The sequence below is a fragment of the Aeromicrobium sp. EU05-FHT14F07 genome (genome assembly GCF_058790455.1).
The window spans coordinates 59,909-78,502 of the sequence record NZ_JBYTCR010000005.1 but is presented as its reverse complement, the minus strand read 5'-3'; the positions used below and the strand labels follow the sequence as shown (position 1 = coordinate 78,502).

Genomic DNA, 18,594 nt, shown 5'->3' with positions numbered 1-18,594 from the left:
GCAGCTCAGGTGGCGGTGCCGGCGAACTGCGCCGCGTAGAGCCGCGCATAGGCACCGCCCGCCGCCAGGAGCGCCTCGTGGTCGCCCTGCTCGACGATGCGGCCGGACTCCATCACCACGATGGTGTCGGCCTCGCGGATCGTCGACAGCCGGTGGGCGACCACGAACGACGTCCGGTCGCGACGCAGCCGGCCCATGGCCTCCTGCACGAGCGCCTCGGTGCGGGTGTCCACCGAGCTCGTCGCCTCGTCGAGCACGAGGACGGGCGGGTCGGCGTGGAAGGCGCGGGCGATCGTGAGCAGCTGGCGCTGGCCGGCGCTGAGGCTCCCCCCGCCCTCCTCGACGACGGTGTCGTAGCCCTCGGGCAGCGTGCGGACGAGGTGGTCGACCGACGCGGCCTCCGCGGCCCGCACCACGGCGGCGTCGTCGACCTCGCCCACCCGGCCGTAGGCGATGTTCTCGCGGATCGTGCCCTTGAACAGCCAGGCGTCCTGCAGCACCACGCCGAAGCACCGTCGCAGCGCCCGGCGGTCCATCGTGGCGACGTCGACGCCGTCGAGCGTGATGCGTCCGGCGTCGAGCTCGTAGAAGCGCAGCAGCAGGTTGACGAGCGTCGTCTTGCCCGCGCCCGTGGGTCCGACGATCGCCACGGTCGCGCCCGGCTCGGCGACGAGGTCGAGTCCCTCGATGAGCGGCGCGTCGGTGTAGGAGAACGCCACGTCCTCCAGGACCACGCGGCCCTGCACGGGCTGCGCCGGCACGAGCGGCGCCGCACCGTCGGGCCCCACGTCGGGACGCTCCGGCTCGGTGTCGAGCAGGGCGAGCACCCGCTCGGCCGACGCCATGCCGGACTGCAGCAGGTTGACCATCGACGCGATCTGCGTGAGCGGCTGCGTGAACTGGCGCGAGTACTGGATGAACGCCTGGACGTCGCCGATGGTCAGGCTGCCGGTCGAGACGCGGACCGCGCCGATCACGGCGACCAGCACGTAGTTGAGGTTGGAGACGAACATCATGAGCGGCTGGATGACGCCCGAGATGAACTGGGCGCGGAAGGCCGACGTGAACAGCGCGTCGTTGCGGCGCTCGAACTCCTTCCGGACGTCGCGCTGACGCCCGAAGACCTTGACCACCTCGTGGCCCGTGAACACCTCCTCCACGTGGCCGTTGACCCGCCCGGTCGCGGCCCACTGGGCGACGAACTGCGGCTGCGAGCGCCGCATGACCGCCTGGGTCAGCCAGACCGCGAGCGGGATGGTGCCCAGGGCCACGAGGGCCAGCAGCGGCGAGATCCAGAACATCATGACGAGCGTGCCGACGACCGTGAGCAGCGAGGTCAGCAGCTGGCTGATGGTCTGCTGGAGCGACTGGCCGATGTTGTCGATGTCGTTGGTGGTGCGCGACATCAGCTCCCCGCGCTCCGTGCCGTCGACGAAGGAGAGCGGCAGCCGGTGCAGCGTGGCCTCCACGTCGTCGCGCAGACCTCCGACCATCCGCTGCACGACCGCCGTCGTGAGCCGGCCCTGCCACCACATGAAGCCCGACGCGAGGACGTAGAGCACGATCGCGCCCGCCAGGACCCAGCCGAGCTGCGTGAAGTCGATGCCCTGCCCGGGGCGCACGTCGGCGCCCAGCAGCACGTCCGCGAGCCGGTCCTGCCCGTCGGCACGCAGCCGCTCCACGACCTCGGCCTGGCTCGCGCCTGCCGGCAGCTGCGTGGACAGGTAGCCGCTGAAGACGAGGTCGGTCGCGTGCCCGAGGATGCGCGGGCCCAGCACCGACAGGGTCGTGCCGATGACGCCCAGCGCGGCGATCGCCGTGACGGTCGCACGGTCCTGCAGCAGACGTCGCAGGATGCGTCGTGCGGTGCCACGGAAGTCGGCGGCCCGCTGCGGCGCCATCGCACCGGCCGCCATCGGCCCCCGGGGTCCGCCGCTCATCGTGCCTCCGCCTCGCTGAGCTGGGACAGGACGATCTCGCGGTAGACCGCGCAGGTGTCCATGAGCTCGCCGTGCGTGCCCGTGCCGACGACCGTACCCGCGTCGAGGACGACGATCCGGTCGGCGTCGCGGATGGTCGAGACCCGCTGCGCGACGGTCACGACGGCGGCGTCGCGCGTCAGGGGCCGCAGCGCCGCGCGCAACGCCGCGTCGGTGGCGTAGTCGAGGGCGGAGAAGGAGTCGTCGAAGAGGTAGACCAGCGGACGCTTCACCAGGGCGCGCGCGATCGCGAGCCGCTGGCGCTGGCCGCCCGAGAAGTTGGTGCCGCCCTGCGAGACGGGCGCCTGGAGCCCCTCGGGCAGCGCCTCGACGACGTCGCGCGCCTGGGCCACGTCGAGCGCCGCCCACAGCTCGGCGTCGGTCGCGTCGGGCCGGCCGTAGCGCAGGTTGGACGCGACCGTGCCGGAGAAGAGGAAGGCCCGCTGGGGCACGAGCCCGATCGCCGCCCAGACGGTCTCGGGAGTCATGCTGCGCACGTCCCGCCCGTCGAGCAGCACCTGCCCGGCGGTGACGTCGAAGAGCCGCGGGACGAGGTTGACCAGCGTCGACTTGCCGCTGCCGGTCGAGCCGACGACGGCCGTGGTCTCCCCCGGGCGGGCGATCAGCGAGACACCGTGCAGCACGTCCTGCTCGGCGCCCGGGTAGGCGAACGCGGCGTCGCGCACCTCCAGCTCGCCGCGGGCCACGGGCGTGTCGTCGGCGTCGGGCGCGGCGACGATGCTGGGCTCGGTCTCGAGCACCTCGGTGATCCGCTCCGCGGAGACCTCGGCACGCGGCCAGAGCATGAGCATGAAGGTCGCCATCATGACGGCCATGAGGATCTGCACGAGGTAGTTCTGGAACGCAGTCAACGTGCCGACCTGCAGGTCGCCCGAGGCGATGCGGTAGCCGCCGAACCACGTGGCGGCCACGACCGACACGTTCATGACGAGCATGACCGTCGGGAACATCAGCGCCATCACGCGCCCGGCCGCGACCGCGACGTCGACGTACGCCTGGTTGGCCTGGCCGAAGCGCTCGGCCTCGCGCTCCTCGGTCGCGAACGCGCGCACGACCCGGATGCCCTGGATCTGCTCGCGCATGACGTCGTTGAGGCCGTCGATCCGCTCCTGCATCCGGCGGAACAGCGGACGCATGGTGCGGATGATCAGGCCGACCGCCACCACCAGGACGGGGATCACCACGACGAGCAGTCCCGACAGCTCGACGTCCTGGCGCAGCGCCATCGCCACGCCCCCGATGGCCATGATCGGCGCGGACACGAGCAGCGTCAGCGCCATGAACACGAGCAGCTGGACCTGCTGCACGTCGTTCGTGGCACGGGTGACCAGCGTCGGCGCGCCGAACTCGGCGAGCTCGCGGGCGGCGAACCCCTCGACGGCGTCGAACACCCCCGCGCGCAGGTCACGGCCCAGCGCCATCGCCACGCGCGCGCCCACGTAGACGGCGACGACCGTGCACGCCACCTGCAGGACGGTGACGAGCAGCATCACGGCGCCCGTGCTCCAGATGCGTCCGACGTCGCCCTCGACGACGCCCTCGTCGATGATCTCGGCGTTGAGTCCCGGCAGGTAGAGGTTGGCGATCGTCTGCGCCAGCTGGAACAGCACGACCACGGCGATCGGTCCGCGGTAGGGCCGCAGGTGGCGGCGCAGCAGCGGGATCAGCACGACGCCAGACTACGTTGCCCCGAGCAACCGTCCCCCGGACGAGGGCCTCAGAGCAGGTCCCTGAGCTCCTTCGGCAGCTCGAAGTCCTGCGCGCCCTGCTGGCCGCCGAAGCCGAACGCCTCGGCTCCGTCCTTCGCGGCGGGCTTCTGCTGGGTCGCCTGGGCCCGCTTGGCCGGGTTGCCCGACACGCGCTTGCCCTTCTTCTTCTGGTTCTGCGGCTTCTGGCGGGCACCGGCGCGCTTGCCGACGCCCGGCATCCCGGGCACGCCACCCATGCCGGGCACGCCCCCGCCCTTGGCCATCTGCTGCATCATCTTGCGCGCCTCGAAGAAGCGGGTGACGAGCTGGTTGACGTCCTGCACCGAGGTGCCGGAGCCCTTCGAGATCCGGGCACGACGGGAGCCGTCGATGATCTTGGGGTCGTCACGCTCCTTCGGCGTCATCGACAGGATGATCGCCTTGACCTTGTCGAGCTCGCGGTCGTCGAAGTTCGCGATCTGGTCCTTGAACTGCCCCATGCCGGGCAGCAGGCCCATGAGCTTGCTCATCGACCCCATCTTCGACAGGGTCTCCATCTGCTTCAGGAAGTCCTGCAGCGTGAACGTCCCGCCGAGCATGCGCTCGGCGTCCTTCTCCGCCTGCTCGGCGTCGTAGACCTTCTCGGCCTGCTCGATCAGCGACAGCATGTCGCCCATGTCGAGGATCCGGCCCGCCATGCGGTCGGGGTGGAAGACGTCGAAGTCGGTGAGCTTCTCGCCCGTCGAGGCGAACATGATGGGCCGGCCGGTCACCTCGCGGACCGACAGGGCGGCACCGCCCCGGGCGTCGCCGTCGAGCTTGGTGAGCACCACGCCGGTGAAGTCGACGCCCTCGGCGAACGCCTCGGCCGTCTGCACGGCGTCCTGGCCGATCATCGCGTCGATGACGAACAGGACCTCGTCGGGGTCCACCGCGTCGCGGATGTCACGCGCCTGCTGCATCAGCTCCGCGTCGATGCCGAGGCGACCGGCGGTGTCGACCACGACGACGTCGTGCAGGGTGCGGCGGGCCTCGGCGATCGCGTCGCGGGCCACCTGGACCGGGTCGCCCACCGAGAGCGTGCCCGCGGCCCCGCCGTCGCCGCCGCCGGTGTTGCCGGCCTCGGGCGCGAACACGGTGACACCGGCCTGCTGACCGACGACCTGCAGCTGGGTGACGGCGTTGGGGCGCTGCAGGTCGCAGGCCACGAGCATCGGGCTGTTGCCCTGCTCCTTGAGCCAACGGCCGAGCTTGCCCGCGAGCGTGGTCTTGCCGGCGCCCTGGAGGCCGGCGAGCATGATGACGGTCGGGGGGTTCTTCGCGAACCGGATGCGGCGCGTCTCGCCGCCCAGGATCGTGACGAGCTCCTCGTTGACGATCTTGACGACCTGCTGCGCCGGGTTGAGCGCCTTGGAGACCTCGACGCCCAGCGCGCGCTCCTTGACCCGCGCCGTGAACGCGCGGACCACCGGGACGGCGACGTCGGCATCGAGCAGGGCGAGACGGATCTCGCGCGCGGTCGCGTCGATGTCGGCCTCGCTGAGCCGTCCCTTGCCGCGCAGGTTCTTGAACGCGGACTGGAGGCGGTCTTGCAGGGAGTCGAACATGGGCTCCAGCCTACCGAGCGGGCCCGGCGACGCCGACGACCCCGGTCGACCGGCCCCCAGTCCAACCTCCTCGGGCCAGGCCGCTCAGACCAGTGCCGCGTCGACCGCCTCGTGCAGCCGACGGGTGGCGGCCTCGTCGAGCGGCTCGCCGTCGGCGTCGACGACGTAGAAGACGTCGCGTGCCTCGTCGCCGTAGGTCGACAGGTGGGCCGACCGGATCGAGCAGTCGACCGCGGCGATCGCGTCGCAGACCGTCCACACCAGTCCGCGCCGGTCCGCGGCGCGCACCTCCAGGAGGGTCGCCGACTCCGACAGGCCCGGCAGCACCTGCACGCGGGCGGGCAGCCCCTCGACCGGCGTCAGCGTCATGCGCCGCTCGAGCGGGACGTCGCCGGAGAGGACGGGCAGCAGGCGCTCGCGCACCGCGCCGGCGAGGAGGTCGGGCCGGGCCACCTCCCACAACGAGACGGCCGCGTCGTCCTGCGTCACCACGCGCACCGAGCGCACGGCGAGTCCCTGCAGCGCCAGCCCGCCCGCGATGAGGGCCATCACCCCGGGGCGGTCGGCGGTGACGACCGTGACGAGCGACCCGCCGTGGTGGTCGACGACGTCGAGCCCGACCTCGCCGGCCCGCGCCCGCGCGAGGACGTCGACGGAGGGGAACGGGAGGTCGGCCGGCCAGCCCTCGTACGCCTCCGACGTGGTGGCGGGCGCCGGGCCCGCGAGGTGCTGGTGGGTCTTGGCCACGAGCCCCTCGATCAGACCGCGTCGCCAGGAGGTCCAGGCCGTGGGCCCGGTCGAGCGCGCGTCGGCCTGGGTGAGGCTGGACAGGAGGTCGAGGAACGCGGTGTCGCCGACGATCTCGGCCACGTTCGCCGCCGTCGCCGGGTCCTCGATGTCGCGGCGGGTCGCGACCGTGCCGAGCAGGAGGTGCCAGCGCACGAGCCTGCCCACCACGGCGGCGTCGGCGGGCGGGAAGCCCCAGCGCAGCGCGACCGCCTCCGCCATCGGGGCGCCGACCTCGCTGTGGTCGCCGGGCCTGCCCTTGCCGATGTCGTGCAGCAGCGCGGCGACGGCGAGCAGGTCGGGACGCGCGACGTCGCGCCGCAACGTCGAGGCGACCACGCACGTCTCGATGCTGTGCCGGTCCACCGTGAACCGGTGCACCGGCGAGCTCGACCCGCGCAGCCGCACGTCGGCCCACTCCGGCAGCCAGTGGTCGACGACGCCGGCGATGTCGAGCTCGTCCCACACCTCGACGAGGCCGTGCCCCGCGGTGAGCAGGTCGACGAGGGGCCGGCGGGCGGCGGCCGGCCACGGCTCCTCCAGGGACCCCAGGTCGCGGGCCAGGCGCTGGGCGGTCCCGGCCGCGAACGGCAGGCCGGCCCTGGCCGCGACGGCCGCGGCTCGCAGCGCGACGGCCGGGTCGCGGCCGGGGTCGGCGTCGGCGGTGAGCGCGACCTCGTCGCCGAGCCACCCGACGCCGGCGTCGACCTGCACGACCGCGGGACCGCTGCGTCGCAGGCCGGGGCGCGGTCGCGGGCTGACCCGGGGCGCGAGGACCGCGTCGAGCCGCCGCCAGGTCACGTCGGCGACGTGCGCGATCCGTCGCCCGAGGTGACGCACGTGCAGGTCGAGGGCCTGGGGCTCCATGCCGACGGCCTCGGCGACCGCGGGCACGTCCTCCATCAGGAGCCGGTCGGTGCGGCGTCCGGTGGTGGAGTGCAGGGCGTCGCGCACGTCGAGCAGGGCCGAGCGCAGCTCCTCCACCTCCGCGTGGGGCACGTCGACGAGCCAGGTGGCGACGAGGGCGCGCAGGTCGACGCCGTCACGTAGCCCTCCCCCGGACTCCTTGAGGTCGGGGACCGCGGCGTAGGCCAGCCAGCCCGAGCGCTCGAGCCGCTGGTGACGGCCGGCCCGCAGGTCCTCCACGCGGGTCCGCGCCTCGCGACGCCAGTCGGCCAGCACGTGGGACCGCAGCGCCAGGACGAGGCCGGCGTCGCCCGCCACCGCGCGGGCGTCGAGCATGCCCATGGCGGCACGGTGGTCCTCCGCGGCGGTGGCGCGCATCTGCATGGCGTCGCGGACGGAGTGGTCGAGCGGGATCCGCGCGTCCCACAGCGGGTACCAGAGCGCCTCGGCGACCTCGCGCACCCGGCCCTCGGGCACGGCCGGGTCGTGGAGCAGCACGACGTCGAGGTCGCTCGACGGCGACAGCTCACGTCGCCCGTAGCCCCCGACCGCGACGGCGACCAGACCCGTCGGGTCGGGGCCGACCGCGGCGGCGAACGCGTCGGCGACCAGGCGGTCGGCGTCGTCGGCCCGGCGGCGCCGGTCGGCAGCGGTGCTGGGCGGGTGGTTCACGGCACCAGACTGCCGCACCGGACCACCCCGGACGCACCGCAGCCCACGACCGACGTGGTCGTGGGCTGCGGAGGGGTCGTGCGGGACGTCAGAGGGCGGCCTCGTCGGTCTCGCCGGTGCGCACCCGCACCACCGAGTCCACGGGGACGACCCACACCTTGCCGTCGCCGATCTTGCCGGTCTGGGCCGCTGCCGTGATCGTGCTGACGACCGTCTCGACGTCGGCGGCGTCGACGACGACCTCCAGGCGGATCTTCGGCACCAGGGTCACGTCGTACTCCGCCCCGCGGTAGACCTCCGTGTGGCCCTTCTGCTGGCCGTAGCCGCTGGCCTCGGTGACGGTCATGCCGGCGACGCCGGCGGAGGCGAGCGCCTCGCGGACCTCTTCCCACTTGTGCGGCTTGATGACCGCGGTCACGAGCTTCATCATCAGACTCCCGTCTTGAAGGGCGAACCACCGGAACCACCGGTGTAGTCGTACGCGGACTCGAGGTGCTCGACCTGGTCGATGCCGGAGACCTCGTCCTCCGGGTCGATCCGGAAGCCGATCGTCATGTCGATCAACTTACCGATGATGTACGTGAGCACGAACGAGAAGACCATGACGACGACGGCGGCGAGCACCTGCTTGCCGAGCAGGTCGGCGTTGCCACCGTAGAAGAGGCCGTCCACCGGCGCACCGCCACCGGGCGCCGTCGTGGCGAGGAAGCCGATGAGGATCGTGCCGATCAGACCGCCCACGAGGTGCACGCCGACCACGTCGAGCGAGTCGTCGAAGCCGAGCTTCCACTTGAGGCCGACCGCTGCCGCACAGACGACGCCGGCGATGAGACCGAGGATGACCGACCCGAACGGCGACAGCGCGCCGGCGGCGGGGGTGATGGCGACGAGGCCGGCGACGGCACCCGACGCGGCACCGAGGCTGGTGCCCTTCTTCTCCTTGACGAACTCGTAGGCGAGCCAGCCGACGATCGCACCGGCCGTGGCGACGGCGGTGTTGACGAAGGCGAGACCGGCGAGGCCGTTCGCGCCGAGCGCGGAGCCGGCGTTGAAGCCGAACCAGCCGAACCAGAGGAGGCCGGCGCCCAGCAGGACGAACGGCAGGTTGTGCGGACGCATCGGGTCACGCTTCCAGCCGGTGCGCTTGCCGAGCACGAGGGCGAGCGCGAGACCGGCCGCACCGGCGTTGATGTGCACCGCGGTGCCACCGGCGAAGTCGACGGCCTCGAGCTTGGTGGCGATCCAGCCGCCCCCTTCGCCGTCACTGCCGCCGAAGTCGAAGACCCAGTGCGCGACGGGGAAGTAGACCACGGTGACCCACACGACCACGAAGACGAGCCAGCCGGCGAACTTCGCACGGTCGGCGATCGCGCCGCTGATGAGGGCGACGGTGATGATGGCGAACATCAGCTGGAACCCGGCGAACACGAACTCGGGGATCGTGCCGTAGGCGGTGTCCACGCCGATGTTGAGGAACCCGAGCCGCTCGGTGCCGCCGATGAGGCTGTTGCCGCCGGGGCTGAACGCGAACGAGTAGCCGTAGAGCACCCACAGCACCGGCACGATGGCCAGCGCGGCGAAGCTCATCATCATCATGTTGAGCACGCTCTTCGCGCGCGTCATGCCCCCGTAGAAGAACGCGAGCCCGGGCGTCATGAGCAGCACCAGGGCTGCGCTGGCCAAGACCCAGGCGGTGTCGCCGGTATCCATGGAACCTCCGTGAGACGTGATGGGACGGCGCGCCTCCCGGCAGCGCCAGGTCACACGATGGACGTGCGGGATTACCTCCGCGGCAGCGTCACGTTTCGCTCAGGTCACGAGTTCGTCCGCCCTGTTACGGACGTGTTACGTGCTCACGCCAGCAGCGCGTCGACGAACTCCTCGGCGTCGAAGGGCGCGAGGTCGTCGGCGCCCTCGCCGAGACCGACGTACTTGACCGGGACGCCGAGCTCGCGCTGGACGGCCACGACGATGCCGCCCTTGGCCGTGCCGTCGAGCTTGGTGAGCACCACGCCGGTGACCTCCACGACCTCGCCGAAGACCTGCGCCTGGCGCAGCCCGTTCTGGCCGGTGGTCGCGTCGATGACGAGCAGCACCTCGGTGACGGGTGCCTGCTTCTCGGCCACGCGCTTGACCTTGCCGAGCTCGTCCATCAGGCCCGACTTCGTGTGCAGGCGGCCGGCCGTGTCGATGACGACGACGTCGGCACCGGTCTCGAGGCCCTGCTTGACGGTGTCGAAGCCGACGCTGGCGGGGTCGCCGCCCTCGGGGCCGCGCACGACGTCGACGCCGACGCGCTGGCCCCAGGTGCTGAGCTGGTCGGCCGCGGCGGCGCGGAAGGTGTCGGCGGCGCCGAGCACGACGGTGCGGTCCTCGGCGACGAGCACGCGGGCGAGACGGCCGACCGTCGTGGTCTTGCCGGTGCCGTTGACGCCGACGACGAGCACGACGCCGGGCGTGCCCTCCGGTCCGCGCAGCGCGAGCGAGCGGTCGAGCGTGGGGTCGACGAGGGCGACGAGCTCCTCGCGCAGCGCCTGGCGCGCGGCGTCGGGGTCGGTGATGCCCTCGACGCGGACGCGTGTGCGGAGCCGGTCGACGAGCTCGGTCGTCGGCCCGACACCGACGTCGGCGGCGAGGAGCGTGTCCTCGAGCTCCTCCCAGGCGGCGTCGTCGAGGTCGGCCCGACCGAGCACCGCCAGGAGCCCGCGGCCGAGCGAGGAGTTGGAGCGGGCCAGTCTCGCGCGCAGGCGCACCAGGCGACCCTGCGCCGGCTCGGGGCGCTCGACGGTGGTCGTCGGTGCCGCGGGGGTGGGCGCGGGCGACCGGTCCTTCTCGTCGGCCGGCACCTCCTCGAACGGCGGCTCCTCGTCCTCCGACGGGAGGTGGGGCTCCGGGTGCTCGGGGTGCTCGATGTACTCCTCGGTGATCGCGTCGAGGTCGCGCGGGGGCGGGAGCTCGCCCCGACCACGGCGCACGAGGAGGGCGGCCCCGCCACCGAGGACGACGACGGCGACGGCGATGAGGGCGACGAGCAGCTCGGTGTTGGTCACCGGACCACCCTAGGACGTCGGTGCAGGGAGGGCTGCAGGTCGACCCGCTGCGGGTACCGGGCGACGACCTCGGGGGCGTGCGACACGACGACGACCGTGTGCTCGGGAGCCAGGGCGTCGACGTCGTCGAGCAGGGCCCGGGCCGTCTCGGCGTCGAGGTGCTCGGTCGGCTCGTCCAGCACGAGGACGCGGTGCCCCGCGAGGAGCATGCGGGCGAGGCCGAGCCGCTGCCGCTCCCCGCCGGAGACGCGCGAGCCTCCCTCGCCGAGCACGGTGTCGAGGCCATCGGACCACGAGGCGACCGTGTCGGCGAGCCGCACGCGGCCGAGCGCACGCCAGAGCGTGGCGTCGTCGGCGCGGGGATCGGCGACGCGCAGGTTCTCGCGCACCGTGGTGTCGAACAGCACGGTGTCCTGCTGCATCCAGCCGACCACGGCGCGCACCCGCTCGCGGTCGAGGTCGAGCAGGTCGACGCCGCCCAGGCGCACCGTGCCGCTCCTGGCGGCGACGAGCCGTGACAGCGTGGCCGCGAGCGTGCTCTTGCCCGACCCGCTGGGACCGGTGACGACCACCCGGGCCCCCTCGGGCACGTGCACGGTGAGGTGCTCCACGAGGTCGGTGTCCCAGCCCAGCGCGACGTCGTCGAGCTCCAGGGCGAAGCCGTCGGGCAGGGAGGCACCGTCGACCGGTGCCGGCATCGGGTCGGCACCGTCCTCCAGCGCGGCGAGCCGGTCGCGCGCGGCCCGCACCCGTGGTCGCAGCCGCTCGGCCTCCGCCACGGCGTCGAGCACGTCGACCAGCCCCACCGGCGCGAGGAGCAGCACGCCGACGAGCGGACCGGTGAGGCCCGCGTCGGCCGTGAGCAGGGCGGTCGCGAGGACGCAGCCGGCGCAGGAGACGAGCACCACGAGCGACCCGAGACCCCCTGCCCAGGCGCGTCGCCGGTCCTGGCGGGCGAGCGCGTCGACGGCAGCGTGCGCGCGGACGTCACGGCCGCGGGCCGACCCGTACGCGACCAGGTCGGGCGCGGCCAGCACGAGCTCGGTCACGTCGGGCGAGAGCTCCGTCGGTGCGCGGTCCTCGGCGCCGGCCAGGCGCGGGACGAGGAGACGTGCCGCCAGCAGCGCGACCGCGGCGTACCCGGCGAGCGCCACGCCCGCCGCGGGCAGCACCAGCGCGACGACGGCGACCGTGACCGCGCACGTGACGAGCGCCGACACCCACGGCAGCCGCAGGCGGAGCAGACCGTCCTGCAGCGCCTCCACGTCGGCGACGACCGTGCGGACGACCTCGCCGCGACGCGTGGCACCGGCCGTCGGCATCACCCGGGCGAGCCCCTCGTAGGACCGCACCCGGTGGTCGATGCCCCGGGCGAGGGCGGCGTCGTGGGTCAGCAGCCGCTCGGCGTAGCGCAGCGCGGCGCGGGCGACCCCGAACATCCGCACCGACGTGACGGCGACGATGAGGTAGAGCACCGGCGGCTGCTCCGCCGCTCGGACGACGAGCCACCCCGACGTGAGCAGCAGGCCGAGCGAGCTCAGCTGCGCGAGCACGCCGAGCGCGCCGCCGGCGGCCAGCCGCGTGCGCGACGACGCCAGCACCCGCGACCGGCGGCTCACGGTGCCACCTCGCCCACCGTGGCGCCGACCGGACGGGCGACGCGGAGCTCCCGCGACGCGGCCGCCACCGTCTCCGCACGGTGGGCCACGACGAGCACCGTCACGTCGCCCGACTCCTGCAGGCGGCAGAGCGTGCCCAGCACCGTGCTCTCGCGCTCCGCGTCGAGACCGGCGGTCGGCTCGTCCATCAGCACGAGCCACGCTCCGCCGTCGCGCACCCTCAGCAGGGCCCGCGCGACCGCGACGCGGCGCCGCTCCCCCGCCGACAGCGCCTGCCCCTGCTCACCGACCTCGCGCCCGGGCGCGAGGTCGGCCGCGCCGGCGTCGACGAGCGCCGAGCGCACCGCCTCGTCCGAGGCGGCCGGGTGGCCGAGCCGGACGTTGTCCGCGACGGTCCCGGCGAGCAGGTGGGGGTCCTGCGGGACCCAGGCCACCTGCCGCCGCCACTCATCCGGGTCGAGCTCGGCGACGGGCATGCCGCCGACGCGGACCGAGCCGCTCGTCGGCAGCGCGAAGCCGAGCAGCACGGCGAGCAGCGTCGACTTGCCGGCACCGGACGGCCCCGTCACGGCGAGGAACTCGCCGGGCTCCAGCGTGAGTCCGGGCAGCGTCAGGGCGGGCTGCTCACGCCCGGGGTGGACGACGACCAGGTCGCGCACCTCGACCGGCGCCGGACCGTGCACCAGCAGGTGGCCCGTCCGTCGCTCTCCGTCGAGGAGCGTGAGCGCCTCGTCGGCCGCCGCCAGGCCCTGGGTGCTGTCGTGGAAGAGCGTGCCGAGCCGACGCAGCGGCAGGTACGCCTCCGGGGCGAGCACGATGACGAGCAGCCCGGTCGCGAGGTCGAGGTCGCCGGTCACGAGCCGCAGCCCGGCGGCGACCGCCACGAGCGCGACGGACAGCGTCGAGAAGAGCTCGAGCACGAACGACGACAGGAACGCGGTGCGCAGCGAGGTCATGGTCGCGCGACGGTGCCGCTCCCCCACCTCACGGAGCCCGCGCCCCGAGTCGCGGCCGAAGCCGGTCAGCACGGTCAGACCGGCGAGCACGTCCGAGAAGTGTCGACCGAGCCGCTGCAGCTCGGCCCAGCGACCGTCGAGCCGGTCTCGCGTGACCATGCCGACGAGCACCAGGAAGGTCACGACGAGCGGCAGCGTCAGCACCACGATGAGAGCCGAGAGCGGGTCGACGGCCAGCAGCGTGAGCACCACGGCCCCGGGGACGAGCGCGGTGAGCACCACCTGCGGCAGGAACCGGGCCACGTAGCCGTCGAGGGCGTCCAGGCCGGTGTCGAGCAGCGTGGCGACGCGTGCGCTCGACGGCGCGGGGCCGGTGCGCCGCTGGTCGAGCACCGCGTCGACGAGGTCGTGGCGCAGCCCGGCCTTGACCGCCGCCGCGGCGCGGGTGCCCGTGGTCGCCTGGGCCCACGCGAGCACGCCGCGCGCGGCCACGACCCCCGCGAGCGCCACGGCGGTCGCGGCGAGGGAGGTCGGCGTGACGCCGTCGACGAGGGCGACGACCGTGGCCGAGAGGAGCCAGGCCTGCCCGACGACGGCGACCGCGGCCGCCAGACCGAGCAGCACGGTGGCGACGAGGAAGCGCCGCACGGGTCGGGACCGGCGCAGCAGCCGGGGGTCCAGGGGTCTCATGTCCGCAGCGTCCCGTTCTCGAGCGCGCTCAGGAGGTGGGGGCGAGGACGTCGTCGGGGATGTGGTGCGTCCCGATCCGCCGCCGGAACACCCAGTAGGACCACGCCTGGTAGCCGACGACCAGGGGCGTGAAGGCCGCCGCGACCCACGTCATGATGGTCAGCGTGTACGGCGTCGACGCCGCGTTCGTCGTCGTCAGGCTCCAGGCCGGGTCGAGCGAGGAGACCATGACGTCGGGGAACAGTGCCGTGAAGAGCATGACGACCACGGCGGCGATGGACAGGGCGGTGCCGACGAAGGCCCAGCCCTCGCGGCGGGCCGAGGCGGCCGCGAGACCGACGGCGAAGCACGCGACGGCCACGGCGCCGGCCGCCCAGACGACGGCGTCCCCGTCACGACCTGCCGTCCAGACGACGAACACCGTGGCCAGCACCGCCGCGACGACCCCGACCCGCAGGGCCAGGACGCGCGCCCGCTCCCGGATGTCGCCGACCGTCTTCAGCCCGACGAAGACGGCACCGTGCACGAGGAACACGCTGAGCGTGACGAGGCCACCGAGCAGCGCGTAGGGATTCAGCAGGTCCACGACAGAGCCGACGAACTCCTTGTCGGCGTCGATCGGCACGCCGCGGACCAGGTTGGCCAGCGCGACGCCCCACAGCACCGCGGGCACCACCGATCCGATGAGGATGCCGACGTCGCAGCGACGCTTCCAGACCATCGCGGGGCGCTTGCTCCGGTACTCCAGCGCGACGATGCGCAGGATGAGCGCGACGAGGATGACGAAGAGGGGCAGGTAGAAGCCGCTGAACAGCGTGGCGTACCACTCCGGGAACGCCGCGAACGTGGCGCCGCCGGCGACGATGAGCCACACCTCGTTGCCGTCCCACACCGGGCCGATGGTGTTGAGCAGCACGCGCCGCTCCTTCTCGTCGCGCGCCAGCACAGCGGTGAGCATGCCGACGCCGAAGTCGAAGCCCTCGAGCACGAGGTAGCCGATCCACAGCACGGCGATGAGCACGAACCAGACGGTGGTGAGCTCCATGACGGTCTCCTGGTGCAGGTGGTGGGGCGGGTCAGTAGGCGAACGCGAGCGGGGCGTCCGGGTCGTCGACGAGCTCGGGCGGGTCGGCGTCCGGCAGACCCTTGCGGATGTAGGTGAGCAGGAGGCGGAACTCCACGACGGCGAGCGCCGCGTAGAGCGCGGCGAAGCCCACGAGCGTCGTGAGCGCCTCACCCGCGCTGACGCCCGGCGACACGCCGGCGGACGTCTCCATGAGCCCGAACACGACCCAGGGCTGGCGACCCATCTCGGTGAAGATCCACCCGAACGAGCTCGCCGCGAGCGGCAGGAACGGCAGGACGACGGCGGTGCGGAGCAGCCAGCGACCCTCCCACGTGGCGAGCGACGGCAGGCGCCGTCGTCGGGTGGCCCAGAGCATCCAGGCGCCACCGACCATCGCGAGCCCGCCCGCGGTGATCATCGCGCGAAACGTCCAGTAGGTGACCGGGATGTTCGGGGCGTAGTCGCCGGGTCCGAACCGCTGCTCGTACTCCGCCTGGAGGGAGTCGATCCCGCGGACCTCGCCGTCCCAGGTGCCGGTGCCCAGGAACGAGAGCAGCCGCGGGATCTTGACCTCGAACAGCGGCTCGCTGCCGTCCAGGGTGCCGACGGTCAGCAGCGAGAACGACGCGGGCGCCTCGTCCTCGTAGAGTCCCTCCGCGGCCGCCATCTTCATCGGCTGGACCTCGGTCATGACCTTGCCCTGGAAGTCGCCGGAGACCATCGTCCCGGCGCCGGCGACGAGCAGCACGACGGCACCCAGGCGCACGGCGGTGCGGAACGCCTCGCGCTCCTCCTCGTCGTCGCGGCGCGCGCCCCGGAGCATCTGCCAGAGCCCGACGCCGGCGACCACGGCACCGCCGACCATGAAGCACGCGAAGATCGTGTGCGGGAAGGTCACGAGCACGACCTTGTTGGTCATCACCGCCCAGAAGTCCGTGAGCTCGGCCCGGCCGGACTCCTCGTTCATGCGGTAGCCGACCGGGTTCTGCATGAACGAGTTGGCGGCCAGGATGAAGTAGGCCGACAGCACGGTGCCGATCGCCGCGAGCCAGATGCAGGCCAGGTGCACCGCCGGCCTGAGCCGGTCCCAGCCGAAGATCCAGAGGCCGAGGAAGGTCGACTCGAGGAAGAACGCCAGAAGGCCCTCGATGGCCAGCGGCGCCCCGAAGACGTCGCCGACGAACCGTGAGTAGTCGCTCCAGTTCATGCCGAACTGGAACTCCTGGACGATGCCCGTCGCGATGCCGAGCGCGAAGTTGATGAGGAAGAGCTTGCCGTAGAAGCGCGTGAGCCGGAGGTACTTCTCGTTCCCCGTGCGGTGCCACGCGGTCTGCAGCATGGCGACGAGGAAGACCAGCCCGATCGTGACCGGGACGAAGAAGAAGTGGTAGACGGTCGTGATGCCGAACTGCCACCGGGCGATGTCGAGCGCTTCCATGCGACGCCTCCGCTGCGTGAACTACTACGTGCCGTAGTAACTACTACCGAGCGTAGGACTTGTCGTGTCGTCCCGGCAAGCCGAACTCCTACATGGCGTAGTAGATTAGGTCACATGGCCCCGTCCTCCCGCTCCCTCGGCTCCCTCGAGCGCTCCGTCATGGACGTCCTCTGGCGCGCCTCCAGCGCCCTGACCGTCCGCGAGGTGCAGGAGCAGCTCGAGGCGGGCGGTTCCGCCGACCTCGCCTACACGACCGTCATGACGGTGCTCGACCGGCTGGGCGCCAAGGAGATGGTGAGCCGGGAGCGCGACGGTCGCGCGTTCCGGTACACGGCGGCGCTCTCGCGCGAGGCCGCCACGGCCGAGCTCCTGAACGCCACGCTCGACAGCTCGGGCGACCGCACCGCCGCCCTCGTGCACTTCGCGCGCACGGTCGACCCGGCCGAGGCCGCGGCGCTGCGCGCGGCGCTGGAGGAGATCGAGGCGCCGGGCACGCCATGACGCCCCTGCTGCTCGGCGCGATCGGCCTCGCGCTGGCCCTTCCGGTCCCCGCGCTGCTCTCGCACGCGGCGTGGCCCCGGCTCGCGCCCGCTGCCGGCATCGTGCTGTGGCAATCGCTCGCCCTCGCGGCGGTCCTCGCCATCTCCGGGGCGGCGCTCTCCACCGCGCTCTGGCTCGTGACCGACCCGGACCCCGCCCCGTGGCGCGTGGTGCTGCACGTGCTGATCATGGGCATCGGCGTCCTGGTCTGGGCACGCTTCTGGTGGGCCGCCTGGCACGTGTGGAGCGAGACGTCGCAGCGCCGCGCCCGGCACCGCGAGCTCGTCGACCTGCTGGGCGAGCCGCACGGTGCCCTGCCCGCCGTGCGCGTGCTGGCCGAGCAGACGCCGGTGGCCTACTGCATCCCCCGGCTGCGCGACCCCCGCGTCGTCATCTCCAGCGGTGCGGTGGCCTCGCTCGACGACGAGGCGCTGCAGGCGGTGCTCGAGCACGAGCGCTCGCACGTGCGCACGCGGCACGACCTCGTGCTCGAGGCGTTCGGCGTCCTGCATCGGGCGTTCCCCCGCGTCCTGCGCACCGACGCGCCGCTGCGTCAGAGCCAGGTCATGGTCGAGCTCATGGCCGACGACGCCGCCCGTCGGATCACGGGCGACCGTCCTCTCGCCCGCGCGATCGTCGCGCTCGCGGGCGGCTCCACGCCGGCCGGTGCCCTGGGGGCCGGCAGCGACGCGCTCGTGCGCCTCGAACGGCTGCGCGACCCCGCCTCACCTCGCGCGCGTCGCGCCTCGGCCGTCGCGTCCGGCGTCGTCTCGGCCGTCGTCCTCGTCGTGCCGACGGTCTTCGTGGCGGTGCCGTGGCTCTACCACGCCGTCGAGGTGCTGCTCACCCGCTGAGGTGCGCTCAGCGGCGGAACAGCCGGCGCAACAAGCCGCCCGTGCGCCGCTCCGACGCCTCGGGCGTCGCCGCCGGCACCGGCTCGTCGTCCTGCACGTCGACCACGTCGAGGTCGACGTGCACACCCAGCAGCGAGCCGTCGGCGGCCAGCGTCCGCCAGACACGGTAGACGCCGTCGCCCCACCCCGAGCTCGACAGCACGACGTTCTCGCCCGCGGTCGCGCGGGGCAGCACGACGTCGATGCCGTGGCGGTGGACGCCGTCGTCCGGGTAGTGCAGCAGGTCGATCCAGCCCTCGAAGACCTCGTCGTACCAGGTCGAGCGGTCCTCGGGCATGCCCCGCTCGACGCTCGCGGCGTCGGCAAACCCGACCACGCCCGCGTCGACGGGGACGTCCCGCGCGGCCGCTCGCTCCACGACCGCGGGCTCGCCCTCCGCCAGCACGAGCGACAGGTAGGCCACACGCACGTGCGAGCCGTCCTGCGCGTCGGAGACGTCGGCCAGGGTCATCGCCACCGGGTGGTCGCCCGCGGGCACGTCGACCAGCACGCCCTCCCCCAGGTTCACCAGGGAGTCGCTCACCTCGAGCCGCCCGCTCGGCAGCCGCAGCACTCCGAGTCGCTGCACGTCCAGGGTCCGCGGGCCCTCGTCGGTCTCGACGACACCGGTGCGCAGGGCGTGGAAGTGCTGGAGGTCCATGGCGTCCAGCCTGCCAGGAGCA

14 protein-coding genes are annotated in these 18,594 nt (G+C 73.2%); 2 read left to right on the top strand and 12 right to left on the bottom strand.

Translation table 11 applies throughout. The features are described from left to right. Positions 1–5: 5 nt before the first annotated feature. The 11 genes from AC3WRM_RS06675 to AC3WRM_RS06625 all read right to left on the bottom strand — a co-directional run bounded on the left by AC3WRM_RS06675 (position 6) and on the right by AC3WRM_RS06625 (position 16,478). Positions 6–1,940, bottom strand: a complete 1,935-nt coding sequence (locus tag AC3WRM_RS06675; RefSeq protein WP_492247735.1) for an ABC transporter ATP-binding protein — start codon at positions 1,938–1,940, stop codon at positions 6–8. Next, positions 1,937–3,670 (bottom strand): ABC transporter ATP-binding protein, encoded by a 1,734-nt coding sequence (locus tag AC3WRM_RS06670; protein ID WP_492247734.1) that lies wholly within the window; start codon positions 3,668–3,670, stop codon positions 1,937–1,939. The genes AC3WRM_RS06675 and AC3WRM_RS06670 overlap by 4 nt, the downstream gene beginning before the upstream one ends. A gap of 47 nt (positions 3,671–3,717) precedes the next feature. Continuing rightward, positions 3,718–5,295 (bottom strand): signal recognition particle protein, encoded by a 1,578-nt coding sequence (ffh, locus tag AC3WRM_RS06665; RefSeq protein ID WP_492247733.1) that lies wholly within the window; start codon positions 5,293–5,295, stop codon positions 3,718–3,720. 84 nt (positions 5,296–5,379) lie between these two features. Further along, positions 5,380–7,659 carry a [protein-PII] uridylyltransferase gene (locus AC3WRM_RS06660; protein WP_492247732.1) on the bottom strand — a complete coding sequence of 760 codons (2,280 nt, stop codon included), beginning with the start codon at positions 7,657–7,659 and terminating at the stop codon, positions 5,380–5,382. Between the two features lie 88 nt (positions 7,660–7,747). Next, complete coding sequence (locus tag AC3WRM_RS06655; protein WP_067856575.1) at positions 7,748–8,086, bottom strand: P-II family nitrogen regulator; 339 nt, start codon at positions 8,084–8,086, stop codon at positions 7,748–7,750. Between the two features lie 2 nt (positions 8,087–8,088). Continuing rightward, the gene (locus AC3WRM_RS06650) at positions 8,089–9,369 is read right to left on the bottom strand and encodes an ammonium transporter (protein WP_492247731.1); all 1,281 of its coding nucleotides are present in this window, start codon (positions 9,367–9,369) and stop codon (positions 8,089–8,091) included. A gap of 143 nt (positions 9,370–9,512) precedes the next feature. After that, positions 9,513–10,709, bottom strand: coding sequence for a signal recognition particle-docking protein FtsY (ftsY, locus tag AC3WRM_RS06645; protein WP_492247730.1), 1,197 nt, complete (start codon positions 10,707–10,709; stop codon positions 9,513–9,515). Next, positions 10,706–12,328: a thiol reductant ABC exporter subunit CydC gene (gene cydC, locus AC3WRM_RS06640; protein ID WP_492247729.1), complete on the bottom strand. Its 1,623-nt coding sequence runs from the start codon at positions 12,326–12,328 to the stop codon at positions 10,706–10,708. Before cydC ends, ftsY begins: the two co-directional genes overlap by 4 nt. Then, a complete protein-coding gene (cydD, locus tag AC3WRM_RS06635) occupies positions 12,325–13,974 on the bottom strand; it encodes a thiol reductant ABC exporter subunit CydD (protein ID WP_492247728.1) in 1,650 nt (549 codons plus the stop codon). The genes cydC and cydD overlap by 4 nt, the downstream gene beginning before the upstream one ends. 28 nt (positions 13,975–14,002) lie before the next feature. Further along, positions 14,003–15,019 (bottom strand): cytochrome d ubiquinol oxidase subunit II, encoded by a 1,017-nt coding sequence (gene cydB, locus AC3WRM_RS06630; RefSeq protein WP_492247727.1) that lies wholly within the window; start codon positions 15,017–15,019, stop codon positions 14,003–14,005. Between the two features lie 31 nt (positions 15,020–15,050). Further along, complete coding sequence (locus AC3WRM_RS06625) at positions 15,051–16,478, bottom strand: cytochrome ubiquinol oxidase subunit I (RefSeq protein ID WP_492247726.1); 1,428 nt, start codon at positions 16,476–16,478, stop codon at positions 15,051–15,053. Positions 16,479–16,592: 114 nt separating this feature from the next. Here AC3WRM_RS06625 and AC3WRM_RS06620 point away from each other — a divergent pair, with 114 nt between their 5' ends. Beyond that, positions 16,593–16,979, top strand: a complete 387-nt coding sequence (locus AC3WRM_RS06620; RefSeq protein ID WP_492247725.1) for a BlaI/MecI/CopY family transcriptional regulator — start codon at positions 16,593–16,595, stop codon at positions 16,977–16,979. Next, complete coding sequence (locus AC3WRM_RS06615) at positions 16,976–17,872, top strand: M56 family metallopeptidase (protein ID WP_492247724.1); 897 nt, start codon at positions 16,976–16,978, stop codon at positions 17,870–17,872. The genes AC3WRM_RS06620 and AC3WRM_RS06615 overlap by 4 nt, the downstream gene beginning before the upstream one ends. Before the next feature lie 7 nt (positions 17,873–17,879). Here the strand turns inward: AC3WRM_RS06615 and AC3WRM_RS06610 are convergent, their stop codons facing one another. Next, positions 17,880–18,572 (bottom strand): DUF4241 domain-containing protein, encoded by a 693-nt coding sequence (locus AC3WRM_RS06610; RefSeq protein ID WP_492247723.1) that lies wholly within the window; start codon positions 18,570–18,572, stop codon positions 17,880–17,882. Positions 18,573–18,594: the final 22 nt, after the last annotated feature.